The organism is Ketogulonicigenium robustum (assembly GCF_002117445.1).
GTDB classification, from domain to species: domain Bacteria; phylum Pseudomonadota; class Alphaproteobacteria; order Rhodobacterales; family Rhodobacteraceae; genus Ketogulonicigenium; species Ketogulonicigenium robustum.
The window spans coordinates 2,236,846-2,262,781 of record NZ_CP019937.1 but is presented as its reverse complement, the minus strand read 5'-3'; the positions used below and the strand labels follow the sequence as shown (position 1 = coordinate 2,262,781).

The following is a 25,936-nucleotide window of genomic DNA, read 5'->3' as shown; positions in this document are numbered from 1 at the left end:
TCCATACGGGAGTTCAGGATGAAAAAGACCCTTCTGGCCACAGGCGCGGCCTTTGCCCTTCTGGCGACCGGCGCCGCAGCCCAGACCGAAGTCACTTGGTGGCATTCTATGGCAGGCGAACTTGGCGCCAAGCTGGAAAGCATCGTCGCCGATTTCAACGCCAGCCAAGACGAATACACCGTCGTGCCCGTCTACCGCGGCACTTACGAGGAATCGCTGGTTGGCACGATTGCTGCGTTCCGCGCCAATGAACAACCCGTTCTGGTGCAGGTTTACGAGGTCGGCACCGGCACGATGATGGCTGCCAAAGGCGCCGTCTACCCTGTCTACCAGCTGATGGCCGATACCGATCAGGCGTTTGACCCCAGCAGCTATCTTTCGGCTGTGGTTGGCTATTACAGCGACACCGACGGCAACATGCTGTCGATGCCGTTCAACTCCTCGACGCCGATCCTGTATTACAACAAGACCGTGTTCGAAAAAGCCGGCCTTGACCCCAACCAGCCCCCCCGCACTTGGGAAGAGATGGAGGCGTTCTCGCGCCAAATCATCTCGTCGGATGCGGCCAGCTGCGGCATCGCGCTGTCCTATGCGGCCACTTGGGTCGGAACCGAGAACTTCTCGGCTTGGCACAATCAGCCCATCGCGACGCTGGAAAACGGCTTTGGCGGTCTGGGGACCGAACTGCAGTTGAACGGCCCGCTGCAAGTGCGCTTCTGGGAAGACCTGAAGAAGTGGCAAGACGAAGGCGTCTTCAACTACGGCGGCCCTGCCGGTGCCCCCGAAGCTGCGCCGTCGTTCTACGCACAGACCTGTGCGATGTTCATCGGCTCGTCGGCCTCGCGTGCGGGGATCATGGCAAACGCCAAGGACTTCGAGGTCGGTTACGGCTTCCAGCCCTACTACGGTGATGTCGAAGGCGCGCCGCAAAACTCGATCATCGGTGGCGCGACCCTGTGGGTGCTGCGCGGGCATGATGAAGCCGAATACAAAGGCGCGGCCGAATTCCTGACCTACCTGTCGTCGCCCGAAGTGCAGGCCGACTGGCACCAATCGACCGGCTACCTGCCGATCACCCAAGCCGCGTACGAGCTGAGCCAAGAGCAAGGCTACTACGAGGCGAACCCCGGTGCCGATACCTCGATCCGCCAGCTGACCCTGAACGAGCCGACGTCCAACTCGCGCGGTTTGCGCTTTGGGAACTTCACCCAGATCCGCGCGATCTTCGACCAAGAGTTGGAGGCCAACCTGTCGGGCGCCAAAACGGCCGAGCAATCGCTGAACGATGCGGTCGCCCAAGGCAACCAGATCCTGCGCGATTTCGAAGCGGCCAACCGCTGATCTCTTGATCGCATCGGCGGGGCAGAGTGATTTGCCCCGCCTTTCCCATTCCGGACTGTCTTCATGCAATCGAAACGCGCCATATTCCCCGGAAAGCTGCTGCCGTGGCTGCTGCTGTTTCCGCAACTGGCCATCACACTGGTTTTCTTCATCTGGCCGGCGGCGCAAGCCGTCTGGTTTTCGTTTTTGCGCCAAGACCCGTTCGGCCTGTCGTCGACCTTCGTCTGGTTCGACAACTACACCCGCATTCTGCACGACCCGTCGTACCTGAAGGCGATCAGCCGCACAGCGGTTTTCGCGGGTGGCGTGACGGTGTTGGCTATTTTCATCTCGCTGGGCTTGGCGGTGGCGGTGAACCGCGTGATCCGTGCGAACCGGCTGTATTCGACGCTGCTGGTTTGGCCCTATGCGGTCGCGCCCGTGGTTGCGGGGGCGCTGTGGTGGTTCATGTTCAACCCGACGCTGGGCATTCTGCCGGCCGCGCTGAAAACGGTAGGCATCACTTGGAACCACCGCATCGACGGCACGCAGGCCATGATCATGGTCATTCTGGCCGCGACGTGGAAGCAGGTGTCTTACAACTTCCTTTTCTTCCTGGCCGGGCTGCAAAGCATTCCTCAATCGCTGACCGAGGCCGCCGCCATTGACGGCGCAGGGCCCGTTCGCCGGTTTTGGACGATCGTTTTCCCGCTGCTGTCGCCGACCACGTTCTTCCTGCTGATCATCAACATGAACTACGTGCTGTTCGATACGTTCGGCACCATCGACGGCGCGACGGGCGGGGGCCCCAACGCCGAAACCACGACGCTGGTCTACAAGCTGTATGTCGATGGGGTGAAGGGCCTGAACCTAGGCGCGTCTGCCGCGCAATCCGTTATTCTGATGGGATTTGTCATTTTGCTGACCTTCATCCAGTTCCGCTTTGTCGAGCGGCGCGTACAGTATTGAGGGGCTGGAAATGGTTGAAAAACGCCCACTGCTGACCGTCCTGTCGCACCTTGTGTTGATCTTGGGCGTGCTGGCCGTCGCCTTTCCGGTCTATCTGGCTTTCGTCGCCTCGTCTCACCCGCAGTCAACGTTCCTCAGCGGGGTTACACCCCTGCTGCCGGGGGATCAGCTGCTGAACAACTATGGTCAGGTCTTGTCGGGCGGCACCGCTGTGCAAGGTATGCCGCCGCTGGCAAAGATGCTGCAAACTACGGTTATCGTCGCGTTGCTGATTACCGTGGGCAAGGTGCTGATCTCGTTCCTGTCGGCGTTCGCGATTGTCTACTTCCGCTTCCGGTTTCGTGCGTTGGCGTTCTGGACGATTTTCATCACGCTGATGCTGCCGGTCGAGGTGCGGATCATCCCCACCTTCGAAGTCGTCGCCAGCCTTGGTTTGCTGAACAGCTATGCGGGGCTGACGCTACCGCTGATCGCCTCGGCCACGGCCACGTTCTTGTTCCGCCAGTTCTTCCTGACCGTGCCGGACGAGCTGGCCGAAGCCGCGCGTGTCGACGGGGCGGGGCCGATGCGCTTCATGAAAGATATTCTGCTGCCGCTGTCGCGCACGAATATCGCCGCGCTGTGCGTGATCATGTTCATCTTTGGCTGGGTGCAATACCTGTGGCCGCTGCTGATCACCACGAACGAGAAATTCTACACCATTGTAATGGGGATCAAGCGGTTGCTGGATATCGCCGACGGCGAACCCCAATGGAATATCGTAATGGCGGGCGTGATGCTGGCCATGCTGCCGCCCGTATTGGTGGTAATCTTCATGCAAAGGCTGTTCGTCAAAGGCCTTGTCGAGACGGAGAAGTAAGATGGCTGGTATTGAAATCAATGCCTTGCGCAAAACCTATGCCGGTGGCGTCGAGGCGATGAAAGGCATCGACCTGTCGATCACCCCGGGTGAAATGGTGGTTCTGGTTGGTCCGTCGGGGTGCGGAAAGTCCACCTTGCTGCGAATGATTGCAGGGTTGGAAACCGTGTCCTCGGGCGAAATCAGCATCGACGGGCGGGTCGTGAACGAACTGGAGCCGGCCGAGCGCGACATCGCGCTGGTGTTTCAGAACTACGCCCTTTACCCCCACATGACGGTGCGCGGTAACCTGGAATACGGGCTGAAAAACCGCCGCACCCCGCGCGCCGAAATCGACGCACGTGTGAACGAGGCGGCCAAGATGCTCGAGATCGAGAAGTTCCTCGACCGCAAGCCGCGGGCTTTGTCGGGCGGGCAGCGTCAGCGTGTGGCCATGGGCCGCGCCATCGTGCGCCAACCCAAGGTCTTTCTGTTCGACGAGCCGCTCTCGAACCTCGATGCCAAGCTGCGCGGCCATATGCGCGTTGAAATCCGCCGCCTTCAGCGGCGCCTTGGGACGACCTCGGTCTATGTCACGCATGACCAGCTAGAGGCGATGACGATGGCCGACCGACTGGTTGTTATGTCGAACGGGGGGATCGAACAGGTCGGCACCCCGCTAGAGGTATATGCAAAGCCCGCGTCGCTGCATGTCGCATCCTTTATCGGGGCGCCTGGGATGAACCTGATCCCGACCGATGCGCTGCGCCGCATTGTGACACTGCCGGACAGCCTGTCGCCGCACGCCGGCACCGTCGGGATTCGCCCCGAAGATGTCAGCCTTGCGCCCGTCGCCGACGCGATGACGCTGCAAGGGCAGGTGGATGCGATTGAACTGGTGGGCGCAGAAAGCTTTACATACCTGCATGTTGCGGGGCTGGATCGTGAACTGATCATCCGCCACAGCGGCCCAGCGCAAGCGCAGGTCGGGCAGATGCTGAACCTGTATCTGCCGTGGTCTTCGATAACCGCCTTCCACGAGGGCACCGGCAAGCGGATCGACTGACCCGTTACAAAAGAATGGCCTGCAAAGTTTCCTTTGCAGGCCAGTTTACACAGCAAGGTTGCGGTTTCCCGCGGGGTCGCCCTTATTGCGGAAGGGCGAAGACGTAGACGGCGTTGCCGATCGAAGTCGAATCGATGGTCGCGCCGATATTGCTGTTCAGGTTAGTGCCGTAGGTATTACCGCCGCCTGCGATGGCAACATACTGCACGCCGTCCAGTTCGTAGCTGATGGCTTGACCGCTGGCGACAGTCGCCAGACGGGTCTGCCACAGGGTCTCGCCAGTTTCCTCGCTGAGGGCACGGAAGTAGCGATCGCTGCCGCCGTTGAACAGCACGCCGCCAGCCGTCGAGAGGACCGGCGAGTAGTTCGACGCCAGACGTTCGACCGACCACAGGGTTTTGCCCGTGCTGATGTCGATCGCGTCGATGCGGCCCATGTTTTCTTTTTCCGGCGCAAGCAGGTAAGTCGCGCTGGTGTTGTAGACGTCCATTGCCGTGAACTCTTGATCGACTGCCGCCAAATCCGCACAGGCGTTGTTCAGGGGAATGAAGTAGATGCCGCTATCGGGGTTCAAGGATGCCGACGGCCAGTCGCGTCCACCCAAGAATGTCGGGCAAATGCGGTAGTCGGTGTCCAGATCTTTTAGGATGATATCTTCATTCACCGTGACCAGACCGGTTTCGTCGATCGAACTGATCATGTTTTGGTAGTTGGTGTCGCGCGCCCACAGGAATTCGCCCGTTTCAGCGTCGAACTGCCACATGGTACCGGTTTTGCACGGAACGCCGGTCAGAACGCGACGCTCGCCAGTGGCGGCATTGGGGTTGATGGCTTGCACGCCGTCCATGTCGGCAGCGGGCTGCACGTCAACATTGGCGACCATCATTTCGAACGTGCACTCTTGGTCCCAGTTGTCGCGGGGCAGGGTTTGGTGACGCCAGACGACTTCGCCCGTGTCGGGACGAACGGCAAAGCGGGTGTTGGTGCCGTAAAGCGTGCCGCCCGGGGTGCCGCGCTGAACCTCGGATGCCGGGCCTACGGCCGACGATCCGTAGAATACCAAATTAGTAGTGGGGTCATAGGTGATCTGGCCCCAGACGCCGGTCATCCAGCGGGCTTCGTAATCATTGCCCCAGGTTTCGTCACCCTCTTCACCTGCTTGCGGGATGAAGTAGTTGCGCCACAGTTCTTCGCCCGTGCTTGCATCATGGCCCGACACAAAACAGCCGAAGGGCGAGTATTGGCAGGTCGAACCGGCCACGATCACGCCGTTGGCCACAATGGGGCCGGACGAGTTCGAGACCCGCTCGTCGCCTTGGCCGCGGTCGACGTCGAAGACGACTTGCCCGCTGGCAGCATCCAGCGCGACCATGTGGTTGTCCCACGAGACGAAGTAGACATTGGTGCCATAAAGCGCGATGCCGCGCTTGCGATCCCCCAGCGAGCTGAGCGTCGAGGTCTCGGGCAGTTGGCGGCGGTGTTCCCAGATCAGGTCACCGGTTTTGGCGTCAATCGCTTGAATGATGTCGCCTGGGTTCGCCAGGTACATCACGCCGTCGTGGATCAGCGGGGTCACCTGCACGACGCCGGGGTTCATCCCGCGCGCCCAGACCAGCTGCAGCTGGCCGACGTTGTCGGGGGTGATTTGGTTCAGCGGCGAGTGGCGGTAGTTTTCTTGGTTGCGGCCATAGCTGATCCATTCGCCGGCGGGCGGGTTTGCTAGCAGCTCGTCGGTGACGGGCGTCACATCGGCAAATGCGGGCACAGCAAAGAATGCAACGGCAGCAACGCTTGCCAGAAGCAACGAATTCGATTTCATCTCTGTCCTCCAGATGGTTCTGCGCGGACGGCCTGCTCCTCCCGAGAGTTTCCGTCCGCGCAGTCGCAAAGATGCGACAATCTGACGCTGTGACATTTCGCGCACGAGTTCAAGTGCAAAATCACGAAAATGCGAGTCATTCAGTTGGTGACTAGGGCGGTTCCGCGTAGTTGCGAATTGTTCGCATTTTTGCTTGAGTTGAGAACGACTCGCAACTATGGTGGCGGACGCAAGGTAATGAAAGAGGTTAGTGATGTTAGTTCTATTCGGGCGCGGTACGGCGGTGGCTGCTGCTGCACTTCTGGCAGTTTGGGCGCAGCAGGCGGCTGCCCAAGGCGCGGACGGCCGTATGAAGGTTGTCACGACATTCACCATCTTGGCCGACATGGCGTCGAATGTTGCGGGGGATGCGGCGGATGTCGTGTCACTGATCAAGCCCGGTGTCGACATCCACAGCTATTCCCCGACCCCCCGCGATCTGGTGGCCGCACAGGGCGCCGATTTGATCTTGTGGAACGGCTTCAACCTCGAGGTATGGTTCGCGCAATTCCTGCAAAACATGGGCGATGTTCCGTCCGCCGTGCTGACGGATGGGATCGAGCCGATGTCGATCTCTGGCGGGGAATATCAGGGTAAACCCAACCCCCATGCGTGGATGAGCTTGGACAACGCGCTGATCTATATTGATAACATCGAAAAGGCCTTTGTCGCGCAAGATCCCGATAACGCGGCGACCTATGCCGCAAATGCTGCAGCCTATGCGCAGCAGTTGCGCGACACGCTACAACCCCTGCGAGACGAGGTCGCCGCAATTCCCGAGGACGAGCGCTGGCTGGTCACCTGCGAGGGGGCCTTCAGCTATCTTGCGCGCGATTTCGGCATGCACGAATTGTACCTGTGGCCGATCAACGCTGACCAGATGGGCACCCCCCAACAGGTACGTGCGGTAATTGATGGTGTGCGCGAACACCACATTCCGGTCGTGTTCTGCGAAAGCACCGTTAACACCACCCCCGCCCAGCAGGTCGCGCGCGAAACGGGCGCGCATTACGGCGGTGTCCTTTATGTCGATAGCCTGTCCGAACCCGATGGCCCCGTGCCCAGCTACCTTGATTTGCTGCGCGTCACCTCGGAAACTGTCGTCAACGGGCTGACGGGCGCGGCGCAATAACGCGGCAGTTGGCTGTCAACACAATCAGGGCGACCGACCCCTCCGGCAGAGAGTTAGCGATGAGCCAGATCTACCCGACCCCCCTCGATGCGCAGCAGTCGGACCCGGGGGGCGGCATTACGGCCAGCGGTGTGACGGTCACGTATCGCAACGGGCATACCGCCTTACGCAACGCCAGTTTCCAGATCCCGCGCGGCACGGTGACGGCGCTGGTGGGGGTGAACGGGGCGGGTAAGTCGACGCTGTTCAAGGCAATCATGGGTTTCGTGCCTTTGGCCAAGGGCGACATCCACCTGCTGGGCCTGAGCGTGAAAGAGGCGCTGAAGCAGAACCTTGTCGCCTATGTCCCCCAGTCCGAGGATGTCGATTGGTCCTTCCCCGTTCTGGTCGAAGACGTGGTAATGATGGGGCGCTATGGGCACATGGGCTTTTTCCGCCACCCGTCCAAAGCCGATCACGATGCGGTCGAAGCTGCGCTGAGCCGCGTCAACATGCAGGACTTCCGCAAGCGCCAGATTGGCGAGCTGTCGGGCGGGCAGAAAAAGCGCGTCTTTCTGGCGCGCGCCCTAGCGCAAGACGGCCGCGTGATTTTGCTGGATGAACCCTTTACCGGCGTCGATGTGAAGACCGAGGAACAGATCATCGCCCTGCTGCGCGAGCTGCGAGACGAGGGGCGCGTGATGCTGGTGTCGACCCATAATCTGGGATCGGTGCCCGAATTCTGCGACCGCGTGGTTTTGGTCAAAGGCACCGTGTTGGGCTATGGTCCGACCGAGACGACCTTTACCCGCGAAAATCTGGAAGCGGCCTTTGGCGGCGTTCTGCGCCATTTCACCTTGGGCGGCGATGCGCTGCACGACGATGACGATGGGCGCCATGTCAGCATCTTTACCGACGACGAACGCCCGCTGGTGCAATACGGCGACCGCACCCATACACGCACACCCCAAGGGGGCGAGCAATGAGTGTCCTGCTAGAGCCTTTCACCTATTCCTACATGATGAATGCCATGTGGGTCTCGGCTTTGGTCGGGGCCGTTTGCGCGTTTTTGTCGACATATCTGATGCTAAAGGGCTGGTCGCTGATCGGCGATGCGCTGTCGCACGCGGTCGTGCCGGGCGTGGCGGGGGCTTATATGCTGGGCCTGCCGTTTGCGCTGGGGGCGTTTCTGGCGGGCGGCATGGCGGCGGGGGCGATGCTATTCCTGTCGGATCGGTCGGGGCTGAAAATCGACGTGGTCATCGGGCTGATCTTCACATCGTTCTTTGGCCTTGGACTGTTCATGGTGTCTCTGAACCCGATGGCGATTTCGGTGCAGACGATCACGATGGGCAATATCCTTGCCATCTCGCCGCAAGATACGCTGCAACTGGCGATCATCGGCTTTGTCTCGCTGGCGATTTTGCTGGCGAAGTGGAAAGATCTGATGGTGGTGTTCTTTGACGAAAGCCACGCGCGATCCATCGGGCTGCGCCCGCGGCTGCTGAAGGCGGTTTTCTTTGTGTTGCTGGCGGCCTGCGTGGTGGCTGCGATGCAGACGGTCGGCGCGTTCTTAGTGATCGCCATGGTGGTGACACCGGGCGCGACGGCGTATCTGCTTAGCGACCGCTTCCCGCGTCTGATCCTGCTGTCGGTTCTGATCGGCACCGTGACCAGCTTTCTGGGCGCTTATTTCAGCTATTTTCTGGATGGGGCGACCGGCGGCATCATTGTCTGCCTGCAAACGCTAGTCTTCTTGGCGGCCTTCGTCTTTGCGCCCAAACACGGCCTGCTGGCCGCCCGCGCCAAAGCCCGCGCGGCCCTGCGCCAAGAGGAGGCGTTGTGATGCTTGATACCCTGCTGATGCCGTTTCAATTCGGCTTTATGCAAAACGCCTTTCTGATTTCGGCCATCGTCGCGGTGCCGACGGCGCTGCTGTCTTGCTTTTTGGTGCTGAAGGGCTGGGCGCTGATGGGCGATGCGGTCAGCCACGCCGTACTGCCGGGAATCGTGCTGGCCTATATGCTGGGCCTGCCGCTGATTATCGGGGCCTTTGCTGCCGGTATGTTTACGGCTGTCGCGACGGGCTATCTGGCCGACAATAGCCGCGTCAAACAAGACACTGTCATGGGGGTGGTCTTTTCGGGAATGTTCGGACTGGGGATCGTGCTTTACACCTCGATCACCTCGGATGTTCACTTGGACCACATCCTGTTCGGCGATCCGCTGGGCGTCGGGCCGGATGACCTGTGGACGGCGGGGCTGATCGCCCTGTTCGTGGTGGGCGCGCTGCTGTTGAAATGGAAAGACCTGCTGCTGCATGCGTTCGACCCCGTGCAGGCGCGCACCTCGGGGCTGCCGGTCAAGCTGTTGCACTATGGGCTGCTGACGATCCTGTCGCTGACCATCGTCGCGACGCTGAGCGCGACTGGCCTGATCTTGGCCGTGGCATTGCTGATCGCGCCGGGTGCCATCGCGTTTCTGGTCACGCGCAGCTTTGGCCGGATGATGGCCGTGGCTGTGGCCGTGTGCCTGTTCGCGATGCTGGGCGGCGTCTACCTCAGCTTTTTCCTCGATAGCGCGCCCGCGCCGACGGTTGTGCTGGTGTTGATTACGCTGTTCTTGGCGGCGTTCCTGCGGAAAACCTACCTGAACCGCAAAACCGCGGCGACGCTGTAGCGCCCCGTTTCAGGGGCGCGGCTGGCGCAAAATTGCGGGGGTCAAGGCGCTGGCGTTGCGCGTGGGGCCCCCGTTCAACTGCAGGCTTTCCACATCCATCCTGTACATGATCGCATCGGGCAGCTGCAGGTACAGCTTGGCCTTGGTAAAGCGCGCCAGATAAACGGCGCGCTCGGCCTCGTCCTCGCCCTTCGAGATGGCGATTGCGCGGCCGACCAGCGTCAGGCGCGGCTTGGTCAGCAGGTCGGGCACGCCAAAGGGGGCCATCACCAACGAGATCCGGTTGTCGACCGCAATGTTGCGCGCATGCAGGGCCAGCCCCGCGGCAAAAAAGATCGGCGTGCCGTCGGGCATCACCGCCAGATTGGTGACAGTGCCATAGGGGTAGCCGCCCGGATCCAGCGTCGATAGGGCAGCGGCGGGCGTGTTGAACAGCAGGTCCTGCGCGCAGGCCACCGCATCAAACGGCGTTCCGGCCTCGGGGTCGATTTCGGCGGGGCGGGGGGTGATCGCGTCGTCTTGCATGGCTGCGGCCTTTAGTGATGGTGATCATGGGCGATGTCGCGCATCGCCTGATGTGTTTCGTGGTGCAGCTCGAGGTAGCGGGTCACGACGGGGCGGGCATCGTCGGCAAACGTGGCCCGCAATTCGTCGCTGAGGCCGGCATCGGCCTGCGTGACGCGCTGGTTCTGGCGAATGTAATCGGTCCAGGTCGGCGCTTTGTAGCGCTCGACCCAGCGGTTCGGGGCGGCAAGATCGCGCGCCAAAGTCCAGTTGCGGGCGCCGTCGCGCATCCGCACGCGCTTGCGTTCCTGCATCAGGTTCAGGAAAGTCGCGGTGTTTTCGGGGGCGATGGTGTAAACGATCTGCACGACGATGGGGCCGCTGCGGGGCGACAGCTCCAGATCGATGGTCGGTTCCTGAAAGCGGTTCAGCGGATCAAGGTTGCGGCTGATGCGCGGCGGCATCGGGATGATCAACCCGACCAGCGCTACGACCGCCATAGCGACTGCCGCCGTGATGAATGTCGGCTGCAGGCCGAAATCTTCCGCAAAGCGGCCCCAGAACCAGCTGCCGACGGCAAATCCGCCGAACATTGCCGTCTGGTACAGCGCCAATGCCCGCCCGACGACCCAGCGCGGGGCCGACATCTGCACCGATACGTTGAACAGCGCCATGCACATGATCCAGCCTGCACCCGCGACCAGTGATGCGATCATCGCCATCCACAGCTGTGTCGCAAATCCCATCAGCACCAACGTGCTGGCGAACACCAGGCAGACGCTCATCACGATACGCTCGGACGGGTAGCGGCGCTGGATGTTCGGGCCGACGACGGCCCCGCCAATCGCACCTACGCCAAAGCAACCCAGCAGCACGCCAAACACCAGCGGGTTGCCGCCCAGTTGCTGCGCGGCGACCACGGGCATCAGCGCCTGCATGACGATGGTGCCGAACCCGTAAAGACCCGCGCGAAAGATAATCCGGAGCAATTCGCGCGACATGCCGACATAGCGCAAGCCCGCCATGATAGCGGGGCCGATCGATTCGGGCGGCAGCGTGCGATCGGATTTCTGGGATTTCCACAGGCTTAGTGCGGTCAGCGGGCCGCCATAGGTCAGCGCATTGGCGGCGAATGCCCCGACAGGGCCGACCGCGCCAACGATCAAACCACCCAGGGCAGGCCCCAAGCTCCGCGCCAGATTGAAACTGATCGAGTTGTAGCTGACGGCGGTGGCCAGCTGGTCGCGCGTGACGATATCGGCCACCGACGACTGCCACGATGGGTTGTTCAGCGCGTTCCCGCAGCCGATCAGAAATGTGAAACCCAGCAAAACCCATGGCGACATCCATCCCAGCAGCGCAAACAGCGCCAGCAAGGCCGAAACGACCATCATGAACGTCTGGGTGATCAACATCACCTTGCGGCGGTTGTAGCCGTCGGCGATGGCCCCGCCGATCAGCGACAGCATCACCACCGGCAGCGCGTTCGCCGCTTGCACCAGCGCCACCATGTCGACCGACGATGTCAGCGCCATCATCAGCCATGCCGCGCCGACCGCTTGAATCATCGTGCCAAACCCCGAGCCGAGGTTCCCTATCCACAGATTGCGATAGGTCGGGTTTGAAAATGGCGATGGAACAGCAGCTTCGGACATTTGGTCATGCGGCTAAGGGGGGTTCACCCCTCTCATATCCCTTTGTACGGTGGTGTGAACCCCCTATCGGGCATCGAACTGCGGCGATAGGGTGGCGCGAACAGCAAGAAAGGCCGTGAAATGACATCTTCCCCCACAATCGACCCCGATATGATCGACCGCTTGGCGGAAGTGGCGGTCAAAGTCGGGCTGGATCTGCACGAAGGGCAAGATCTGGTGCTGACCGCCCCGGCTAGCGCGCTGCCGTTGGTGCGCCGTATCGCGGCCCACGCCTATAAGGCGGGCGCGGGTGTCGTGGTGCCGATCCTTTCGGACGAAGACGTGACGCTGGCGCGTTTCGAGAATGCGAACGATGCGTCGTTCGACGTGGCACCCGGTTGGCTGCACCGCGGCATGGCCGAGGCCTATGGCAACAACGCCGCGCGGCTGGCGATTTCGGGCGATAACCCGATGATGCTGTCGGCGCAGGACCCGGCCAAAGTCGCGCGGGTGAACCGCGCCAACTCGATCGCATCGAAGCCCGCGATGGAAAAGATCACCGGTTTCGATGTGAACTGGACGATCGTATCCTATCCGAACGCGGCATGGGCCAAGCTGGTCTTCCCCGATCTGCCCGAACCCGACGCGATTGCTGCGCTGGCGCGTGCGATCTTTGCCGCCTCGCGCGTGGATCAGCCCGATCCGGTTGCGGCTTGGGCGGCGCACAACGCCAATCTGGCGCAGCGGTCGGGGTGGCTGAACGGGCAGCGCTTTGCCAGCTTACATTTCACCGGCCCGGGCACCGACCTGATCGTCGGTCTGGCCGATGAACACGCGTGGAAGGGCGGGGCATCGCCTGTCAAGAACGGCATCACCTGCAACCCCAACATCCCGACCGAGGAAGTCTTCACCACCCCGCACGCCCTGCGCGTCGAGGGGCATGTCAGCGCGACCAAACCCTTGTCGCACAACGGCACGCTGATCGAAAACATCCGCGTCCGGTTCGAGGAGGGCCGCATCGTCGAAGCCCACGCGACCAAGGGCGAGGAAGTGCTGCAGCGCGTGATCGACAGTGACGAGGGCGCCCGACGCTTAGGCGAGGTCGCGCTGGTGCCGCATTCCTCGCCGATCTCGGCGTCGGGGGTGCTGTTCTACAACACGCTGTTCGACGAAAACGCCGCCTGCCACATTGCGCTGGGGCAATGCTATTCGGACTGCTTCACCGACCCGAATATGTCGGCCGAGCAGATCAAGGCGCGCGGTGGCAACTCCAGCATGATCCACATCGACTGGATGATCGGATCGGGGCAGGTCGACATCGACGGCGTCGCGGCCGATGGCACACGCACGCCGGTGTTCCGTCAGGGTGAATGGGCGTTTTGATCTAGCAGTTGTGCTCGGCCCCGCAGAAGAACGCGGGGTCGAGGTCGTATTTTTCGGCCAAGGCGGCGAATGTGCCGTCGGCTTTTATATCGCCCAGCAGCCCCTCGACGTGCTGGCGCAGGGTCGTGTCGCCCTTCCAGAATCCGAAGCCAAGGGCGAAATGTTCGTCGTCTTCGGGAACCCAGCCCATATCATAGCCGTCATCTTCGCTGAAATTGGCCTGCGCGGTGAAGGCGTCGGTGATGGCATAGGCATAGCGCCCGTCATCCAGCCCACGTTTCAGATCAGTCGCGTTGTTTACCACCACGGGTGATATGCCGATCGCGCGCAGATGCTGGCCCAGCGTGATGCGGTTCAGCCCCGAAAGGCCCGCCAAAAAGCCCGCCTGCGCCCCGCGTTCGGGGGCAGGGGTGCCGGCTTTACTGATCATCGCCCAGCCGGCCTGCAGGTAACCCGCGGATGTATCCATATACGATCGCGTCGTGTCCGACAGCACCACCCCGCCGGCGACGATCTGGCATTGCGCGCGGTTGATGTGCCAGCTGCGCGGGTTGATGTCGCGCGTCATGGCGGCGTTGCGGCTATAGGCGATCGACCACCCAGCGCGGCGGGCGATCTCGTTCAGCAGTTCGATGTCAAAGCCGGGGTTGGCGGCTTGGCCAGTGACCATCGGCGGCGCCGATTGTGGCACGCACACCGATATGCGCCCCGCCGCGTTGATCTGGCTGAGCGAGGTATCGGGCGGCAGAAAACTGACGCCGAACAGAACGGCGAAGCACAGCGCCAGCGGGATATAGCCTGTCCAGGCGCGTTTCCTTGCAGGTGCCACGGGCCTAGACCTTCCTGAATTCCCACATGGCCGCAAGGAACAGAACCACGGCCATGATGCCCACCACTTGGAAGCCAAGGGCGGGGGCGAATTGGTTGAAGTTGATCAAGATGCCGCGCATCGCATCCACCGCATAGGTTAGCGGGTTCCATTCCACCACGATCACCAGCCATTCGGGGTAAACGACCAGCGTCTGCGCCCGCGTCAGCGCCGGATCCAGCGGAAAGACCGAGCTGGACGTGAAGTAGAGCGGCAAGATGATGGCGTTTGAAAAGACGCCGAAGCCCTCGAACCCGCGAATGTAATTCGCCACGATGATCCCGAATGATGTCAGGCCAAAGGACAGCACAAACATCAGGGCCAGCGCCTCGAAGAATTGGGGCCACATCAGTGTAACGCCAACAAAGCGGGCGACGGCCAGCACCATACAGCCGTGGATCACCGCCGTCGTCGCCCCGCCCAGCACCTTGCCCAGCAGCACCAGATTGCGCGGCATGGGCGAGACCATCACCTCGCGCAGGAAGCCGAACTCGCGGTCCCAAATCAGCGACACCGCCGACTGGACCGAGGTGTAGAGGATGTTCAGCACGACCACGGCGGGAAAGATGAATTGCAGGTAGGTATAGGGTACGACGAAACGTGTCTCGCCATAAACCTCGCCGCGGAAATAGGGGTTCAGGCCGATGCCCAAAATCAGCACCCACAGCAGCGGACGACTGACGCCGCCGATCAGCTGCCCTTTGTCACGCAAGGCGCGTTTCACCTCGCGCAGCCAGATCGCATAGACCCCGACTAGATAGCCCATGGACTGTCCTTTCACGCAACTTGGCCGGCAGCGCGGCCATGGAATTCGGATGCGGGGTCCGACAGGACCAACTCGCGGATACGCGCCCACAGATAGGTGCGCAGTTCAATATAACGGGGGTCGGCGCGCAGCGCCTCGCCGGCGCGGGGGCGGGGCAGGTCGATATCGACCGTTTCCAGCACGCGGCCTGCGCCCATGACGACAACACGGTCGGCCAGTGTGACAGCCTCGTCGACCGAATGGGTGACGAACATCACCAGCGCGCGGCGGCGTTCCCACAGCGACAGCAGTTCAATCTGCATCAGCTCGCGTGTTTGCGCGTCAAGGCTGGCAAAGGGTTCATCCATCAACAGGATCTTGGGTTCAACCGCCAAGGCGCGGGCCAATGCGACGCGCTGGCGCATGCCGCCCGACAGCTGCGCGGGGTAGTTGCCCGCCACGCGCGCCAGCCCGACCAGTTCCAGATAGTGCATGGCGCGGTCGTTCCGTTCGGCCTTGGTCAGGCCCATATCCATCAGCGCAAAGGTGATGTTCGAAAGCACCGTTTCCCACGGAATCAGCCGGAAGGACTGGAAAACGAAACCTGCATCCGGGCCGGGCACGGGCGGGGCGTTGTTCAACAGCACACGGCCGCCGTCGGGTTGAAGCAGGCCGTTCGCCATGCGCAGCATTGTTGTCTTGCCGCAGCCCGACGGCCCCACAAGCGCGACGAATTGCTGGTCGGCCAGTTGCAGGTTCACATCGCGCAGCGCGAATGTTTCCGCCCCGTCGGGGCGCAGGAAGGTTTTCGAGACATTCTCCATCACCAGACCGGTGCTGGAGGATTGCGTCGTGACGGGGCGGTTCATGGGTTCTACCTGTCTTAGCGGGTGACGGCGTCGGAAATATCCGACGTGCCAAGGCTTTCCAGCGCGCGGTCGATCGGGCCGAAGTCGACCCATTCATTCAGCGTGACGGGACGGACGCCGACGAATTCCTCGCCCTTATAGGCCCATTCGGCGGTGAAGTTCAGCTCGTCTGCGGACAGGCCCCCGTTCACGCTCCAGCTTTGGGTGAAGGCGGCGGCCAGCGCGTCCAGCGTTTCAGCCGAGACATCGGGGCGGGCGGTCGTCATGAAATCGACCCACAGCTGGCTGTTTTCGGCGACATCGCGGCTGGCGCGGATGACGGCGCGGGTGATGCCGTCAACCTCGGCCTGACGGTTTTGCAGCGTGGCGAGGGTGACGATGTTCACTTTGTTCACCACGGGGGCGGCAGCGTAAAAATCATCGACGTTAGTGATGATGTGCAGCCCGTCTTTTTCTGGCAGCGACAGCCAGATACCCAGCGAGACCGTAGTTGCATCGACCTGACCGGCCGACAGCGCCTGCGCGCGCACGGCAGGTTGGCCCAAGGCGACGATTTCAACCTTGTCGGTATCAACCCCGCCGGTGGACAGCACGTTCAGCGACAGCGAATAATCAAGGCTGCCGACGCGACCGACACCAAAGCTGTGCCCTTCCATATCGGCCAGCGTGGCGATGCTGTCTTTGCCGATGATCTGGTAGGGCAGCGCTTTGTTCGGCGTCAGCACGGCGCGCAGATCGTCGGCGCCGTTCGCCACCAGCTGCAGTAGCGAGTCGACCGAGATGTTCGCCATCTCGCCCTCGCCCGCCTGAATGGCAGCCAGTGCGGAAGGCGTCTGTTCCACACGAACCAGTTCCAGATCGACGCCTTCGGCTGTGAAATAACCGCCTGCGACGGCGAAATCGATGATCGAGTTGGGAACCAAGGGCGGCTCGAGGTCGGTCACGATCATGCGGAAGGGTTCAGCCTGGGCCGCACCCGCAGCAAGCAGTGCGATGGTCGAGGCCAGCGCGATATTCTTCGTCAGTTTCATTGCATCCTCCAGTCAGCAATGTTGCGATTCATCCACCTTGCTTCCATCTGGCGAGGCGAATTTCGATGTGGCGCAGGATTTCGGTAACCACGACGCCAATCAGCGACAGCGTCAGGACAACGACGAAATACTCGGCCATGCGGAAGCTGTTGCCATAGGTGGCCAGCAAGCCGCCAAGGCCCTTTACCGATGTGTAAAGCTCGGCCACGACGGTATTGATCAGGCCGATGGTGGCCCCGATGCGCAGCCCCGCAATCAGATAGGGCAGCGACCCGGGCAGGATGATGCGGGCGTAGATGCGCAGCCGCGATGCTCCGACGGATCGGGCCATTTCCACCAACTCGCGGTCAACCTGCTGCACGCCGGCATAGGTGTTCATCACGATCGGCATGACCGCGCCCATGAACACCACCGTCAGCTTGGCCTGCACGCCAAGGCCCAAGAAAACGATGATCAGCGGAATGAACGCGACGCGCGGGGTCGCGGCAAGGGCATAAAGGAACACCTCGACCGTTTTGCCCAGCAGGTTGAATCCGCCCATGATCAGCCCCAGCGGGACGGCGACCAGAATGGCCAGCCCATAGCCGCTGAGGAAGACCTGCAAACTATCGCCAAGCGCTGCGACCAGCCGCCCGTTCGCGATCAACCGCCAAAACGCGTCATAGGTTTGCAGCGGCGACGGGATCAGGTTGCGCGAGACGTTTTCCGAAGCGAGCCACCACAGCAGCAGCAGCAGGCCCAGAAAGACCAGTCGCAATAGGGCGATCAGCACCGGATTGTCGGCGGGTTTGCGGTGGGGCTTAGCCATTGCGTCCCCCCCTGCGGGCTGGCTTTGTACCGCCCGCTTCGCGCAGATCGCGGCCGGTCAGGCCCAAGAAAACGCTTTCCAGCGAGGGTTGATGCAGCTCCAACCCGCTGGCCAGCGGCCCGATTTCGCCCATTAGGGCGGCCAGATCTTCGGTGCCGGTCAGTGGCAAGACCAGCGTATCGCCCGCGCCCTTGGTCGCAGTGGTAAAGCGCGCGTTCAGCTGGGCGGCAGCCTCGGCCGAGGCGGGGCGCAGACGCAGGGTCGTCGTGCCGTGGGCCTCTTTCAGGGCTTGGGGGGTGTCATTGGCGAGGATCAGACCCTTGTCAATGATGCAAACGCGGTCCGCATTGTCGACTTCGTCGATATAGTGGGTTGTAACGACGACAGTCAGATCCGAACCCGTGCGCAAGCGATCAAGGTGATCCCAAATTGCGGCGCGCGATTGCGCATCAAGGCCGACGGTCGGCTCGTCCATGAACAAAATACGCGGCTCGTGCATCAGCGCGCGGGCGATTTCCAGCCGGCGTTTCATCCCGCCCGACAACGCGCCGACGGTCGCGTCGATCCAATCCGACAGGTCGACCAGTTCCAGCACCTCGATCAGGCGCTTTTTGCGGGCCTTGTAGGGCATCTGGTAGACCATGCCATGAAAATCTAGGTTCTCGCGCACGGACAGGCGGCTGTCGACAGTGGGGTTTTGAAAGACGACGCCGATATTGCGGCGCACCGACAAGGGATTTTTGCGGGTGCTAAATCCCGCGACCATGGCCGTGCCCTTATCCTGCGGGCGGATGGTGCACAAAATGTCGATCAGCGTCGATTTTCCCGCGCCGTTCGGCCCCAGCAGTGCAAAGATGCTGTTTTTCGGGACATCCAGATCGACACCTTTCAGCGCCTCGACCCGACCAAAGCGTTTGGTCACGCCGCGCACCTCAATGGCATTTTGGGGGTCGGTTGCAGGTGTTGCGTTCATGTCAGAATCCCAAGGCTGCGGCAGCGGCGCAAAAAGAAATCATCCAGCGAATCCTCGGCCCCGAGGGCGAGGAAATGCCAGCTACGGCTGCGGAAAGTCTGGCCCAAATCCTGCTGCCAGCTTTGTAAAGCGGTGGCATAGGCCGACAGTGTCGCCAGATCTAGGCGCACGTCAACCTCGTCGCCGGTTTCGGCGTCTCGCAGGCTGACGACGCCTTGGCCGAGACCAGTGGGGTCACGTTCGGCTGGGCTGAGAATCTGGATGCCCAGCACCTCGTGCCCTGCGGCGGCGGCCAGCGGCAGCTGTTCGGCCAAAGCTTCGTCCCACCAGTCGGAAATGATGATGATCAGCCCGCGCTGGCCTTGCGCCGCACGCAGCAGGGGCATCAGGTCGGGGGCGGGGCCGTCTTCGGCGGTGGCGATTTCGTCGAACAGGATCTCGGCGCGGGCGGTGCCTTGCAGGCGGGGGCCGATTCGCAGCGCGCCGCCGCGGTTCACTGCGACCTGCACGCGATCACCAGCCGCCAGCCCCACGAACCCGAAAATCTGCGCGACCAGCCCCGCCGTATCCCGCTTGGTCGCCATCGAGGCTGAGCTGTCGAGGACGATGGTAATCGGCACCTGCCGCATCAGGGCGTATTCGCGAATGACCGCATCGCCCGTGCGCGCCATGACATGCGCATCCAAATGGCGCGTGTCATCGCCCGGTTGATAGGGGCGGTGGTCGATGAATTCGATCCCGGCACCCTTCATGCGCGAGCGACGCTCGCCCGTGCCGACGCTGGGCTGGGCCAAGGATGGCACCAGCTTGGCTGTCATCAGCTGTTCCAGAAGGGCGGGGCTTGGCCGCATCAGAGCTTGCCTACCGTCTTGTCGAACAGGCCCTGCACAAGCTGGGCAATGTCGATGCCGTTGGCGCGACCTTCGAAGTTCAGTTGCACGCGGTGGCCGGTGATGGCGGGCAGAACGGCGCGCACATCGGCGCTGGCGACGTGGTTGCGCCCTTCTAGCATGGCGTGGGCTTTGGCGGCCATGACCAGCGCCTGCGCCCCGCGGGGGCTAAGGCCGAAGCGGATATTGCGGCGCACCTCATCGGTGGCCAGCGGGCTGCTGGGCTGCGTGGTCAGCACCAGCTTGGCAATGGCGTCAACCATTTCTGGGGCGATCGGCACCGCGCGCACCAGTTGCTGCAGGGCCAGAATGTCGTCGGGCGTAATGGTCTGCGTCTGCGCGGCCTGCTGGGTGCCGGTGGTGCTGGTCAGGATACCCGCCAGCGTGGCTTGGTCGGGGTAGGCCACATCGACGCGGAACAAAAAGCGGTCGGTCTGCGCCTCGGGCAGGGTATAGGTGCCTTCCATCTCGATCGGGTTTTGCGTGGCCAGCACAAAGAAGGGGCTGGGCAGTTTGTGCGTTGCCCCCCCAGCGGTGACGGTGCCTTCCTGCATCGCCTCGAGCAAGGCCGACTGGGTGCGCGGGGTGGCGCGGTTGATTTCGTCGGCCAGCAGCAGCTGCGTGAAGATCGGGCCGGGGTGGAATTCCAGCCGATTGCGCCCCTCGCTATCGGGAACCAGCACGTTGGCACCGGTGATGTCGGCGGGCATCAGGTCGGGGGTGAATTGCACGCGGGCAAACGACAGGCCGGTCGCCACCGCAAGGCTGCGCACCATCAGTGTCTTGCCGACGCCGGGGGGGCCTTCCAGCAAGACGTGACCGCCCGCGATCAGCCCCAGCAACAGCAGCCGCACCGGCCCCTCTTGCCCGATGACCGAGGCTTGCATCCCCTTCAGCGTTGCCGACAGCGCGCCGCGCAGGCGGTCCAGCGTCGCGGCATCAAGATCGGTCTGTGTGGTGGAAACGGTCGTCATCAGCGTGCTCCTGCTTGCGTCGGGCGGCGGTTGCCTGCGCGGCGCATGAATATTCTGATTTCAGCATAGCGCCGGACAAGGTCCAGCATGAAAAGTGCAATGGCCAGCAGTGCCCATGGCGGTGCTGCGCTGGCCAGCCGCCAGGCGGTGCCGGCAAGGCTGTCGCTTAGGGTTTTCAGATCGGTGAATTGCCCGCCGGTGCCCTGCACCAATGCCAGCGTGGGGGCGGGGCTGCGGGTGGTATCTAGCGCGGGGTTCCACGCGTTGAACCAGCTGGCGCTGGGCATGGCTTGCTCCGGTGCGCCGACGCTGGTGGCGTCCAGCGTGGCGTCGTACCGCCCCGTGGCCCCGCGCGGCAGCGTCCCGCGATAATTCCCGGGGCCAACCATTTGTAGCGGCACATCCACAGTCCCATCGGGCGTTTTCAGGTGTGCAATAGGGGCGATGCCGGTGATGCCCTCGCCTGCGGGGGACAGGGCAGTCAGCGCGACGACCAGATCTTCGTTCTGGGGGCGCAGTCGTAAGATCAGCCCGCTGATCGGCAGCGCAGGCTGGAAGGCGCGCAGGCTGTCGGCCCAGAGGGCACCATACCCCGGCATGTCGTGCCATTGCTGTGTCCAACTGCCCACCGCGTCCGATGCGAAAGCCATGACCTGCCCGTTGCCAGCGCGCCACCACGCCAGCAGGGGCATATCCTCGCCCTGCGTGTCGGGGGCCGTCATCGCCACCGTTGCGTCGGGCTTCGCCGTCGTCAGCACAAATCCACCTACAGGGGGCAGGGTCGCAGGCATCGCGCGCAGGAAGGGCGCGGTGGCGCCTGTCCACTGGGGTTGGCTTTCGCCGGTGTTCAGCGGGTCGGCGAACATCATCGCCTCCTGCGCAAGGATCGAGGGAAGCGCGGCGAAGTCGCGGCTGACGTGCGCAACGCCATTGCCAAGGCGGGCGATGGTATTGGCAGCCTCGGTATCGGCGCCTTGGCCGACGGCGACGGCGGATACGGTTGTGCCGTCAGCCGTGATTTGCCCCAGAATGCCCGCCCAGTCGCCGGGTTGGCTGAGCCCGTCCGTCATCACAACGATATGCTTGGCGGGCGACTGGCTAGCGCGCAGGGCCTGATAGGCTGCAACTAGCCCCGGATAGATCGCCGTGCCGCCGCCGGTATCCACGCGCTCCAGTGCCGTACGCGCTGCGTCGATGTCCACGGTCGAGAGGGGCACGATGGTTGTCGCTTCGGTGTCGAATACCACGATGCCGATCTGGCTTTGCGGGTTCAGCAGGTCCAACGCCGATAGCGTCGCGCGCTTTGAAACCCCCAGCCGGTTGCTGTCATCCACCGCCTGCTGCATCGAGCCGGAGCGGTCGAGGACGAAGACCATCGTCACCTCGGGCGCTTCGCGCGGCACGCGCGAGGAAAGCGGCGAGATTTCCTCAAGCGGGGTTTCGAAATACCCCCCCGGCCCGAAGGCGCGTTCGCCCCCGAGGATCAGCAGTCCGAGGCCGTATTCCGTCACCATCTGCCGGATCATCCGTTGGCGGTGGGGCATCAGGTCCAGCGCGGGTGTGTTCAGCAGCACGATGCCGCCGTAGTCGGCCCAGTCGCGCAAGTAATCCGGTGTCTCGTCAGGCCGCAGGACGCGGGTGTCGGTCATCCCTTGGTCGGCCAACAGGCGGGCAAAGGCCGCGCCTTCATCGGGGTTGGCGGCGATGATCGCCACGGGGCGCGTGGCAGCGGGGCGGATAATCAGGCCGGCGGTTTGCGTGCTTTGCCCGTCGCCGATTTGGGCCTGCAGTAGCCCTTCGTCATCTGCCAGCGCGGGCAGCAGCGTTTCAACACGGTTATCGCCCGCAGCCAGCGCGATATCGGTCTGCGACAGATCTGCCCCATCCAGTTGCAGGCGCAGGGTAGTCTGGGTGGCGTTAGGCGCATGGATAAGGAAAGTCAGCGGCAGCGGCTCGCCCTGCAGCGGGCGACCATTCATCGCCATGCTGCGCAGCACCGGCTGCCCGCCGGCATTCAATAGCGGCACGCTGTTGACTGCGTGGGTTGCGGCCATGCCAGTCGCATCAAGGGGGTGTGGCACCACGGGGGCACCCAGCAGGATCGCGCCGCTTTGGGCTGGCGGGATCATGGCATCGGCCAGCTCCAGCGCCAGCGCGGCATTTGCGATGTTGCCAGCGGGTGCGCCCGTCGCCGTCTGGCTGACAACGGGCAGGGGGCCTTGGGTCGATATGGTTTGCGTGTTCAAGCGCAGCCCTTGGTGAGGCGCGGCACCCGCCACGTCGATGCCGACAACCGCGCTGCGCGCAGTGGGCTGCGGGGCGGGCAGATCGAATGCGGCGGCCAGCATCAGCGCGCCCGCGATGACGGCAAGCGGTGCGGGCAGCCCGATGCGCCCGCCACGGCGGCGCGCCGTCAGTACTGCATCGGCAAGAATGCAAAGCGCAGCGGCCAGCAGCAGCCACGGCATCAAGGGCAGGCCGACGGTTGCGGGGGTGCTATCTGACGGGGCCGTAATCGCGCCGATCACCCGCCCGTCGGGGTAGCACGGGTCATCTGCGGTACAGGCGGCGGTTGGGGCGGCGGGCACCAGCCAGTTGACCAAGCTTTGTGTCAGCAAGGCCAGGGCGGGGTCCTCGGCCCAGTTCGATGTGCGGGGGTCGAACGCCAGCCATGCCTGCCGTTGGCCATCTACCTCGGCCAGTTGGATCAGGGGTTGCCCCGCGGCCGAGGCCAGAATGTCGGCCCCAGCGATAGCGGGCAGCGTATAAGCGGGGCCGGGTAGCAGGGGCAACAGGTCGACAGCGGCCAGCAAGGGGCTGTCGGTTTGCCATGCATCAGGGTCGGATTGCGGTAGCAGCGTAGGTGCGGGTTGCCCCGCGACGTGGGCCGAGCCGATCCACAGCGTGGGCAAAGCGGGTGCGCGGTCGACGGTCGTGTTGTCGACAATCGCCATGCGATAGCCTGACAGGTCGGCAGGCACCGCGCCGGATTGGAACAAGGCGGCATCGGGCAGGGCGCGCACGGCGTTCAGCAAAGGCTGCTGCCCCGCGCCGAAATACAGGTAGTTCTGGTCTTGCTGCGGGGCGTCGGTGCGGAGGTTGCCTTGCAGCCGCCCATCCAGCGTGACCGTCAGTTCCCCCGCGCCGGGCAGGGTGACGGTTTCGTTCATGCGAATCTGGCCCGAAATCGACCGCCCCAGCGTCTTTTCGACCCAAGGCAGCGGCGCGACGCCGGGGCCATCGGCATAACCGATGACCAAATGGACCGATTCCAGCCCCTCGGCCATTGCGATGGTGCCGGTGATGTTGAAGCTGAACGGTGTTGCCGTGGGTGTGACGGTGAAAGCCATCTGCGCGGGGGCGCTGTTCGCCAGCGTGACCTGCGCCAGCGGCCGGTCCTGGCCAAAACCATCGGGTGGGGCGCTGTTGCCCAAAACGGTGACCTCGGCCTGCTGCGCGGGGTCGATCATCTCGAGGCGCCGGTCGATTGCAGCCCAGTCGCTCTGGGCGCCGCCCGTTGCCAGCGTAGCGGCGGCGGTGGCCCAGATCTCGCTTGCGGTAAGGTCGCTGCCGCGTTGGTTCGCGTGTAAGATGCGCGGGGTGCCGCCGCCGACAACTACAGCCACATAGCGGGCCGATTGCAGCGTATCGCGCAGGTGGTTGATGCCCGCTGCGGGATCATCCGTGGCAATGTGGTCCAGAATGATGATGCGATGCTCGGCAGGGCGCGGCCCGATAAACGGCTGGGTCAGCGCAATCGCAGCCAAAATGACTGCCAGCACCTGCAGCACCAGCGGCAAGCTAAGGGGCGGCCACTGCCGATTGCGTTTGGTCGCGCCTGCAGTGATGGCAAGCGCTTGCCACAGGCGCAGGCTGGGCACGATCACCTCGCGCTTGCGCTGGGCGTGCAGCCATAGGACCAGACCTGCCAATGCGGCCAGCAGCACGAAACCCGGAAACAGCAAGCTGATGTTCATTCTGCCGATCCGTTCGACGATTGTGTTTGGCCGCCTGCGGCGCTGTTGGCTGTCGCGCGATCCAGGTAGCGGGCGACAAGACCGCGAGCGGAGGCGGGAATTTCGGTGCGTGCAGCGCCCATGGCCGCGCGCGCGATCTGGGTGGAATCGAACCGGCCCGCGACGGCACCATCACTGGTTGCGGCGGGGTCACCGGCGGCCATGGGCGGGGCGGCGTCGATGCGGATGCGGTTGCCGGTCGCGTCGGGGTTCCCGGCAAGGGTCATGTCGGTCGATGTCGTGCTGTCGGGGCCGAGGGAGGTTGTGTCGTCTTGCAGCTCTTGGCTGCCGCCACCGGCCAGACGGCTGTCGCCGCGCCCCGATTCCATCGCGGCGCCCACGGGCGCACCGCCCAGCATTTGCAGCTCGGCATCGTCCATCCGGCGCGGGGTGCCTTCATCCGGGGCGGTTCCGGGGGCGAGGTCGTTATCGGCCATGCGCACATCGCCCTCGACGTTCGAGATCAGCTCGTCCGCGTCGCGCCCGCTATACAGCTGTTGCAGGCGCTCGTCGTCGCGTTCGTAAATATCGACATAGCCCTCTTGGCTGCGCTCGGCGGCGCGTTCGCTGGCGCGGGCTTGCTGAGCTAGCATATCCTCGAAATTCTCGGCGACTTGCTGGGTGGAGAAAGCACCGGATTCTCCCAGCCAGTTTGGCGGTGTTTCGCCATAGGCGCGGCGGGCATGTTCCAACAGGTCGGCCACGTCTTGTTGCAGGGCGGCGTCGTCGGGCGCATCGGCCAAGGCGTCGCTTTTTTCGGACAAGGCGCGGGCGACGGCGGCCAGATAGTCATTTTCGGTAGCGGCGGCGTCCTCGGCCATGCGGGTGGCGATGGCGTCTAGCGTATCGGCAAGGGGTGCGGTGTCGTCATCCGCTGCCGGGGCTGCGGGCGCGTCGTGCGTCAGGCTTTGGGCGGCGCGCTGGTCGGCCAGCCAGAAGTTGACACCCACCAACACCACCGTTGCAACCGCAGCAGTGATCGCGATGGGGCCGGGGACGCTGACGACGGCGCGCGGGTCGATTGTGGCGGCTTTCGCGGCCTCGTCACGCAGCAGCACACGGCCGACAGGGCCGGGGTCGTCCGCATCCAGCGACAGGCGGGTGGCCGTTGCATAGGCTTGGTCGCGCTGCGCGCTGCGGTCGATTTGCCACAGCAGGCGCGCACCTGCGCCGCGGTTTACCATCATCGTAATCAGCAGCCCGAACGTGCCGCCGGCAAAGACAAACGGCAGCGCGGGAAATGTGCTGCCTGCCAACCGCAGCCCCAGCACGACCAACGTGACAACCAGCGCGGCGAGGGCAAAAACGGTCAGCGCGTTTCGCTGCTTCCAGCGCCGCAAAACCAGTTTTGCAGGCCGCATCAAGCGGTTATGCGGATCGGACGCGGTGGTGTGTGTCAT

Annotated in this window: 22 protein-coding genes; 9 read left to right on the top strand and 13 right to left on the bottom strand. The window is 63.3% G+C overall.

Translation table 11 applies throughout. The features are described 5' to 3' along the window. Positions 1-18: 18 nt before the first annotated feature. From ugpB to ugpC, 4 genes are all read left to right on the top strand, one after another. Positions 19-1,341, top strand: a complete 1,323-nt coding sequence (ugpB, locus tag BVG79_RS11285; protein ID WP_085786987.1) for a sn-glycerol-3-phosphate ABC transporter substrate-binding protein UgpB — start codon at positions 19-21, stop codon at positions 1,339-1,341. A gap of 63 nt (positions 1,342-1,404) precedes the next feature. After that, complete coding sequence (gene ugpA / locus BVG79_RS11280; protein WP_085786986.1) at positions 1,405-2,289, top strand: sn-glycerol-3-phosphate ABC transporter permease UgpA; 885 nt, start codon at positions 1,405-1,407, stop codon at positions 2,287-2,289. A 10-nt stretch (positions 2,290-2,299) separates the two neighbouring features. After that, complete coding sequence (gene ugpE / locus BVG79_RS11275; protein WP_085786985.1) at positions 2,300-3,148, top strand: sn-glycerol-3-phosphate ABC transporter permease UgpE; 849 nt, start codon at positions 2,300-2,302, stop codon at positions 3,146-3,148. Position 3,149: 1 nt separating this feature from the next. After that, positions 3,150-4,193 (top strand): sn-glycerol-3-phosphate ABC transporter ATP-binding protein UgpC, encoded by a 1,044-nt coding sequence (gene ugpC / locus BVG79_RS11270; RefSeq protein WP_085786984.1) that lies wholly within the window; start codon positions 3,150-3,152, stop codon positions 4,191-4,193. Between the two features lie 82 nt (positions 4,194-4,275). Here the strand turns inward: ugpC and BVG79_RS11265 are convergent, their stop codons facing one another. Further along, positions 4,276-6,012, bottom strand: coding sequence for a pyrroloquinoline quinone-dependent dehydrogenase (locus BVG79_RS11265; protein ID WP_085786983.1), 1,737 nt, complete (start codon positions 6,010-6,012; stop codon positions 4,276-4,278). A gap of 253 nt (positions 6,013-6,265) precedes the next feature. Here BVG79_RS11265 and BVG79_RS11260 point away from each other — a divergent pair, with 253 nt between their 5' ends. Genes BVG79_RS11260 through BVG79_RS11245 form a run of 4 tightly spaced genes read left to right on the top strand, consistent with a single transcriptional unit; the run spans position 6,266 to position 9,841 of the window. Then, the gene (locus tag BVG79_RS11260) at positions 6,266-7,183 is read left to right on the top strand and encodes a metal ABC transporter substrate-binding protein (RefSeq protein ID WP_085786982.1); all 918 of its coding nucleotides are present in this window, start codon (positions 6,266-6,268) and stop codon (positions 7,181-7,183) included. A gap of 59 nt (positions 7,184-7,242) precedes the next feature. Next, complete coding sequence (locus BVG79_RS11255; protein ID WP_085786981.1) at positions 7,243-8,148, top strand: manganese/iron ABC transporter ATP-binding protein; 906 nt, start codon at positions 7,243-7,245, stop codon at positions 8,146-8,148. Continuing rightward, positions 8,145-9,008 (top strand): metal ABC transporter permease, encoded by an 864-nt coding sequence (locus BVG79_RS11250; RefSeq protein WP_085786980.1) that lies wholly within the window; start codon positions 8,145-8,147, stop codon positions 9,006-9,008. The genes BVG79_RS11255 and BVG79_RS11250 overlap by 4 nt, the downstream gene beginning before the upstream one ends. After that, the gene (locus BVG79_RS11245) at positions 9,008-9,841 is read left to right on the top strand and encodes a metal ABC transporter permease (protein ID WP_085786979.1); all 834 of its coding nucleotides are present in this window, start codon (positions 9,008-9,010) and stop codon (positions 9,839-9,841) included. Before BVG79_RS11250 ends, BVG79_RS11245 begins: the two co-directional genes overlap by 1 nt. 9 nt (positions 9,842-9,850) lie before the next feature. On the opposite strand, the gene BVG79_RS11240 is transcribed toward BVG79_RS11245, so the two are convergent. Beyond that, complete coding sequence (locus tag BVG79_RS11240; RefSeq protein WP_085786978.1) at positions 9,851-10,366, bottom strand: pyridoxamine 5'-phosphate oxidase family protein; 516 nt, start codon at positions 10,364-10,366, stop codon at positions 9,851-9,853. An 11-nt stretch (positions 10,367-10,377) separates the two neighbouring features. Further along, positions 10,378-12,000: an MFS transporter gene (locus BVG79_RS11235; protein WP_085786977.1), complete on the bottom strand. Its 1,623-nt coding sequence runs from the start codon at positions 11,998-12,000 to the stop codon at positions 10,378-10,380. A gap of 120 nt (positions 12,001-12,120) precedes the next feature. Between BVG79_RS11235 and BVG79_RS11230 the strand changes: the two genes are divergently transcribed. Continuing rightward, complete coding sequence (locus BVG79_RS11230) at positions 12,121-13,362, top strand: aminopeptidase (RefSeq protein WP_085786976.1); 1,242 nt, start codon at positions 12,121-12,123, stop codon at positions 13,360-13,362. A gap of 1 nt (position 13,363) precedes the next feature. Here BVG79_RS11230 and BVG79_RS11225 read toward each other — a convergent pair whose 3' ends face one another. From BVG79_RS11225 to BVG79_RS11180, 10 genes are read right to left on the bottom strand one after another with little or no spacing between them, the layout of a single operon-like run. Then, positions 13,364-14,191: a substrate-binding periplasmic protein gene (locus BVG79_RS11225; protein WP_085786975.1), complete on the bottom strand. Its 828-nt coding sequence runs from the start codon at positions 14,189-14,191 to the stop codon at positions 13,364-13,366. A gap of 4 nt (positions 14,192-14,195) precedes the next feature. Then, complete coding sequence (locus BVG79_RS11220) at positions 14,196-14,996, bottom strand: ABC transporter permease (RefSeq protein ID WP_085786974.1); 801 nt, start codon at positions 14,994-14,996, stop codon at positions 14,196-14,198. 11 nt (positions 14,997-15,007) lie between these two features. Next, the gene (locus tag BVG79_RS11215; RefSeq protein ID WP_157115687.1) at positions 15,008-15,844 is read right to left on the bottom strand and encodes an ABC transporter ATP-binding protein; all 837 of its coding nucleotides are present in this window, start codon (positions 15,842-15,844) and stop codon (positions 15,008-15,010) included. 14 nt (positions 15,845-15,858) lie between these two features. Further along, positions 15,859-16,875 (bottom strand): ABC transporter substrate-binding protein, encoded by a 1,017-nt coding sequence (locus BVG79_RS11210; protein WP_085786973.1) that lies wholly within the window; start codon positions 16,873-16,875, stop codon positions 15,859-15,861. Positions 16,876-16,903: 28 nt separating this feature from the next. Continuing rightward, a complete protein-coding gene (locus BVG79_RS11205; RefSeq protein WP_085786972.1) occupies positions 16,904-17,683 on the bottom strand; it encodes an ABC transporter permease in 780 nt (259 codons plus the stop codon). After that, the gene (locus BVG79_RS11200; protein WP_085786971.1) at positions 17,676-18,656 is read right to left on the bottom strand and encodes an ABC transporter ATP-binding protein; all 981 of its coding nucleotides are present in this window, start codon (positions 18,654-18,656) and stop codon (positions 17,676-17,678) included. Before BVG79_RS11200 ends, BVG79_RS11205 begins: the two co-directional genes overlap by 8 nt. After that, entirely contained in the window at positions 18,653-19,474 is an 822-nt protein-coding gene (locus BVG79_RS11195) for a DUF58 domain-containing protein (RefSeq protein ID WP_236951360.1), read from the bottom strand. The genes BVG79_RS11200 and BVG79_RS11195 overlap by 4 nt, the downstream gene beginning before the upstream one ends. A gap of 32 nt (positions 19,475-19,506) precedes the next feature. Beyond that, the gene (locus tag BVG79_RS11190; protein WP_085786969.1) at positions 19,507-20,520 is read right to left on the bottom strand and encodes an AAA family ATPase; all 1,014 of its coding nucleotides are present in this window, start codon (positions 20,518-20,520) and stop codon (positions 19,507-19,509) included. Continuing rightward, positions 20,520-24,497 (bottom strand): VWA domain-containing protein, encoded by a 3,978-nt coding sequence (locus tag BVG79_RS11185; protein WP_085786968.1) that lies wholly within the window; start codon positions 24,495-24,497, stop codon positions 20,520-20,522. Before BVG79_RS11185 ends, BVG79_RS11190 begins: the two co-directional genes overlap by 1 nt. Then, positions 24,494-25,936 carry a hypothetical protein gene (locus BVG79_RS11180; protein ID WP_085786967.1) on the bottom strand — a complete coding sequence of 481 codons (1,443 nt, stop codon included), beginning with the start codon at positions 25,934-25,936 and terminating at the stop codon, positions 24,494-24,496. The genes BVG79_RS11185 and BVG79_RS11180 overlap by 4 nt, the downstream gene beginning before the upstream one ends.

Excerpts from the sequence above, each read along its gene's own strand:
- ugpB (WP_085786987.1), top strand. The coding sequence starts at position 19 with ATGAAAAAGACCCTTCTGGCCACAGGCGCGGCCTTTGCCCTTCTGGCG.
- ugpA (WP_085786986.1), top strand. The coding sequence starts at position 1,405 with ATGCAATCGAAACGCGCCATATTCCCCGGAAAGCTGCTGCCGTGGCTG.
- ugpE (WP_085786985.1), top strand. The coding sequence starts at position 2,300 with ATGGTTGAAAAACGCCCACTGCTGACCGTCCTGTCGCACCTTGTGTTG.
- ugpC (WP_085786984.1), top strand. The coding sequence starts at position 3,150 with ATGGCTGGTATTGAAATCAATGCCTTGCGCAAAACCTATGCCGGTGGC.
- BVG79_RS11265 (WP_085786983.1), bottom strand. The coding sequence starts at position 6,012 with ATGAAATCGAATTCGTTGCTTCTGGCAAGCGTTGCTGCCGTTGCATTC.
- BVG79_RS11260 (WP_085786982.1), top strand. The coding sequence starts at position 6,266 with ATGTTAGTTCTATTCGGGCGCGGTACGGCGGTGGCTGCTGCTGCACTT.
- BVG79_RS11255 (WP_085786981.1), top strand. The coding sequence starts at position 7,243 with ATGAGCCAGATCTACCCGACCCCCCTCGATGCGCAGCAGTCGGACCCG.
- BVG79_RS11250 (WP_085786980.1), top strand. The coding sequence starts at position 8,145 with ATGAGTGTCCTGCTAGAGCCTTTCACCTATTCCTACATGATGAATGCC.
- BVG79_RS11245 (WP_085786979.1), top strand. The coding sequence starts at position 9,008 with ATGCTTGATACCCTGCTGATGCCGTTTCAATTCGGCTTTATGCAAAAC.
- BVG79_RS11240 (WP_085786978.1), bottom strand. The coding sequence starts at position 10,366 with ATGCAAGACGACGCGATCACCCCCCGCCCCGCCGAAATCGACCCCGAG.
- BVG79_RS11235 (WP_085786977.1), bottom strand. The coding sequence starts at position 12,000 with ATGTCCGAAGCTGCTGTTCCATCGCCATTTTCAAACCCGACCTATCGC.
- BVG79_RS11230 (WP_085786976.1), top strand. The coding sequence starts at position 12,121 with ATGACATCTTCCCCCACAATCGACCCCGATATGATCGACCGCTTGGCG.
- BVG79_RS11220 (WP_085786974.1), bottom strand. The coding sequence starts at position 14,996 with ATGGGCTATCTAGTCGGGGTCTATGCGATCTGGCTGCGCGAGGTGAAA.
- BVG79_RS11215 (WP_157115687.1), bottom strand. The coding sequence starts at position 15,844 with ATGAACCGCCCCGTCACGACGCAATCCTCCAGCACCGGTCTGGTGATG.
- BVG79_RS11210 (WP_085786973.1), bottom strand. The coding sequence starts at position 16,875 with ATGAAACTGACGAAGAATATCGCGCTGGCCTCGACCATCGCACTGCTT.
- BVG79_RS11205 (WP_085786972.1), bottom strand. The coding sequence starts at position 17,683 with ATGGCTAAGCCCCACCGCAAACCCGCCGACAATCCGGTGCTGATCGCC.
- BVG79_RS11200 (WP_085786971.1), bottom strand. The coding sequence starts at position 18,656 with ATGAACGCAACACCTGCAACCGACCCCCAAAATGCCATTGAGGTGCGC.
- BVG79_RS11195 (WP_236951360.1), bottom strand. The coding sequence starts at position 19,474 with ATGACAGCCAAGCTGGTGCCATCCTTGGCCCAGCCCAGCGTCGGCACG.
- BVG79_RS11190 (WP_085786969.1), bottom strand. The coding sequence starts at position 20,520 with ATGACGACCGTTTCCACCACACAGACCGATCTTGATGCCGCGACGCTG.
- BVG79_RS11185 (WP_085786968.1), bottom strand. The coding sequence starts at position 24,497 with ATGAACATCAGCTTGCTGTTTCCGGGTTTCGTGCTGCTGGCCGCATTG.
- BVG79_RS11180 (WP_085786967.1), bottom strand. The coding sequence starts at position 25,936 with ATGACACACACCACCGCGTCCGATCCGCATAACCGCTTGATGCGGCCT.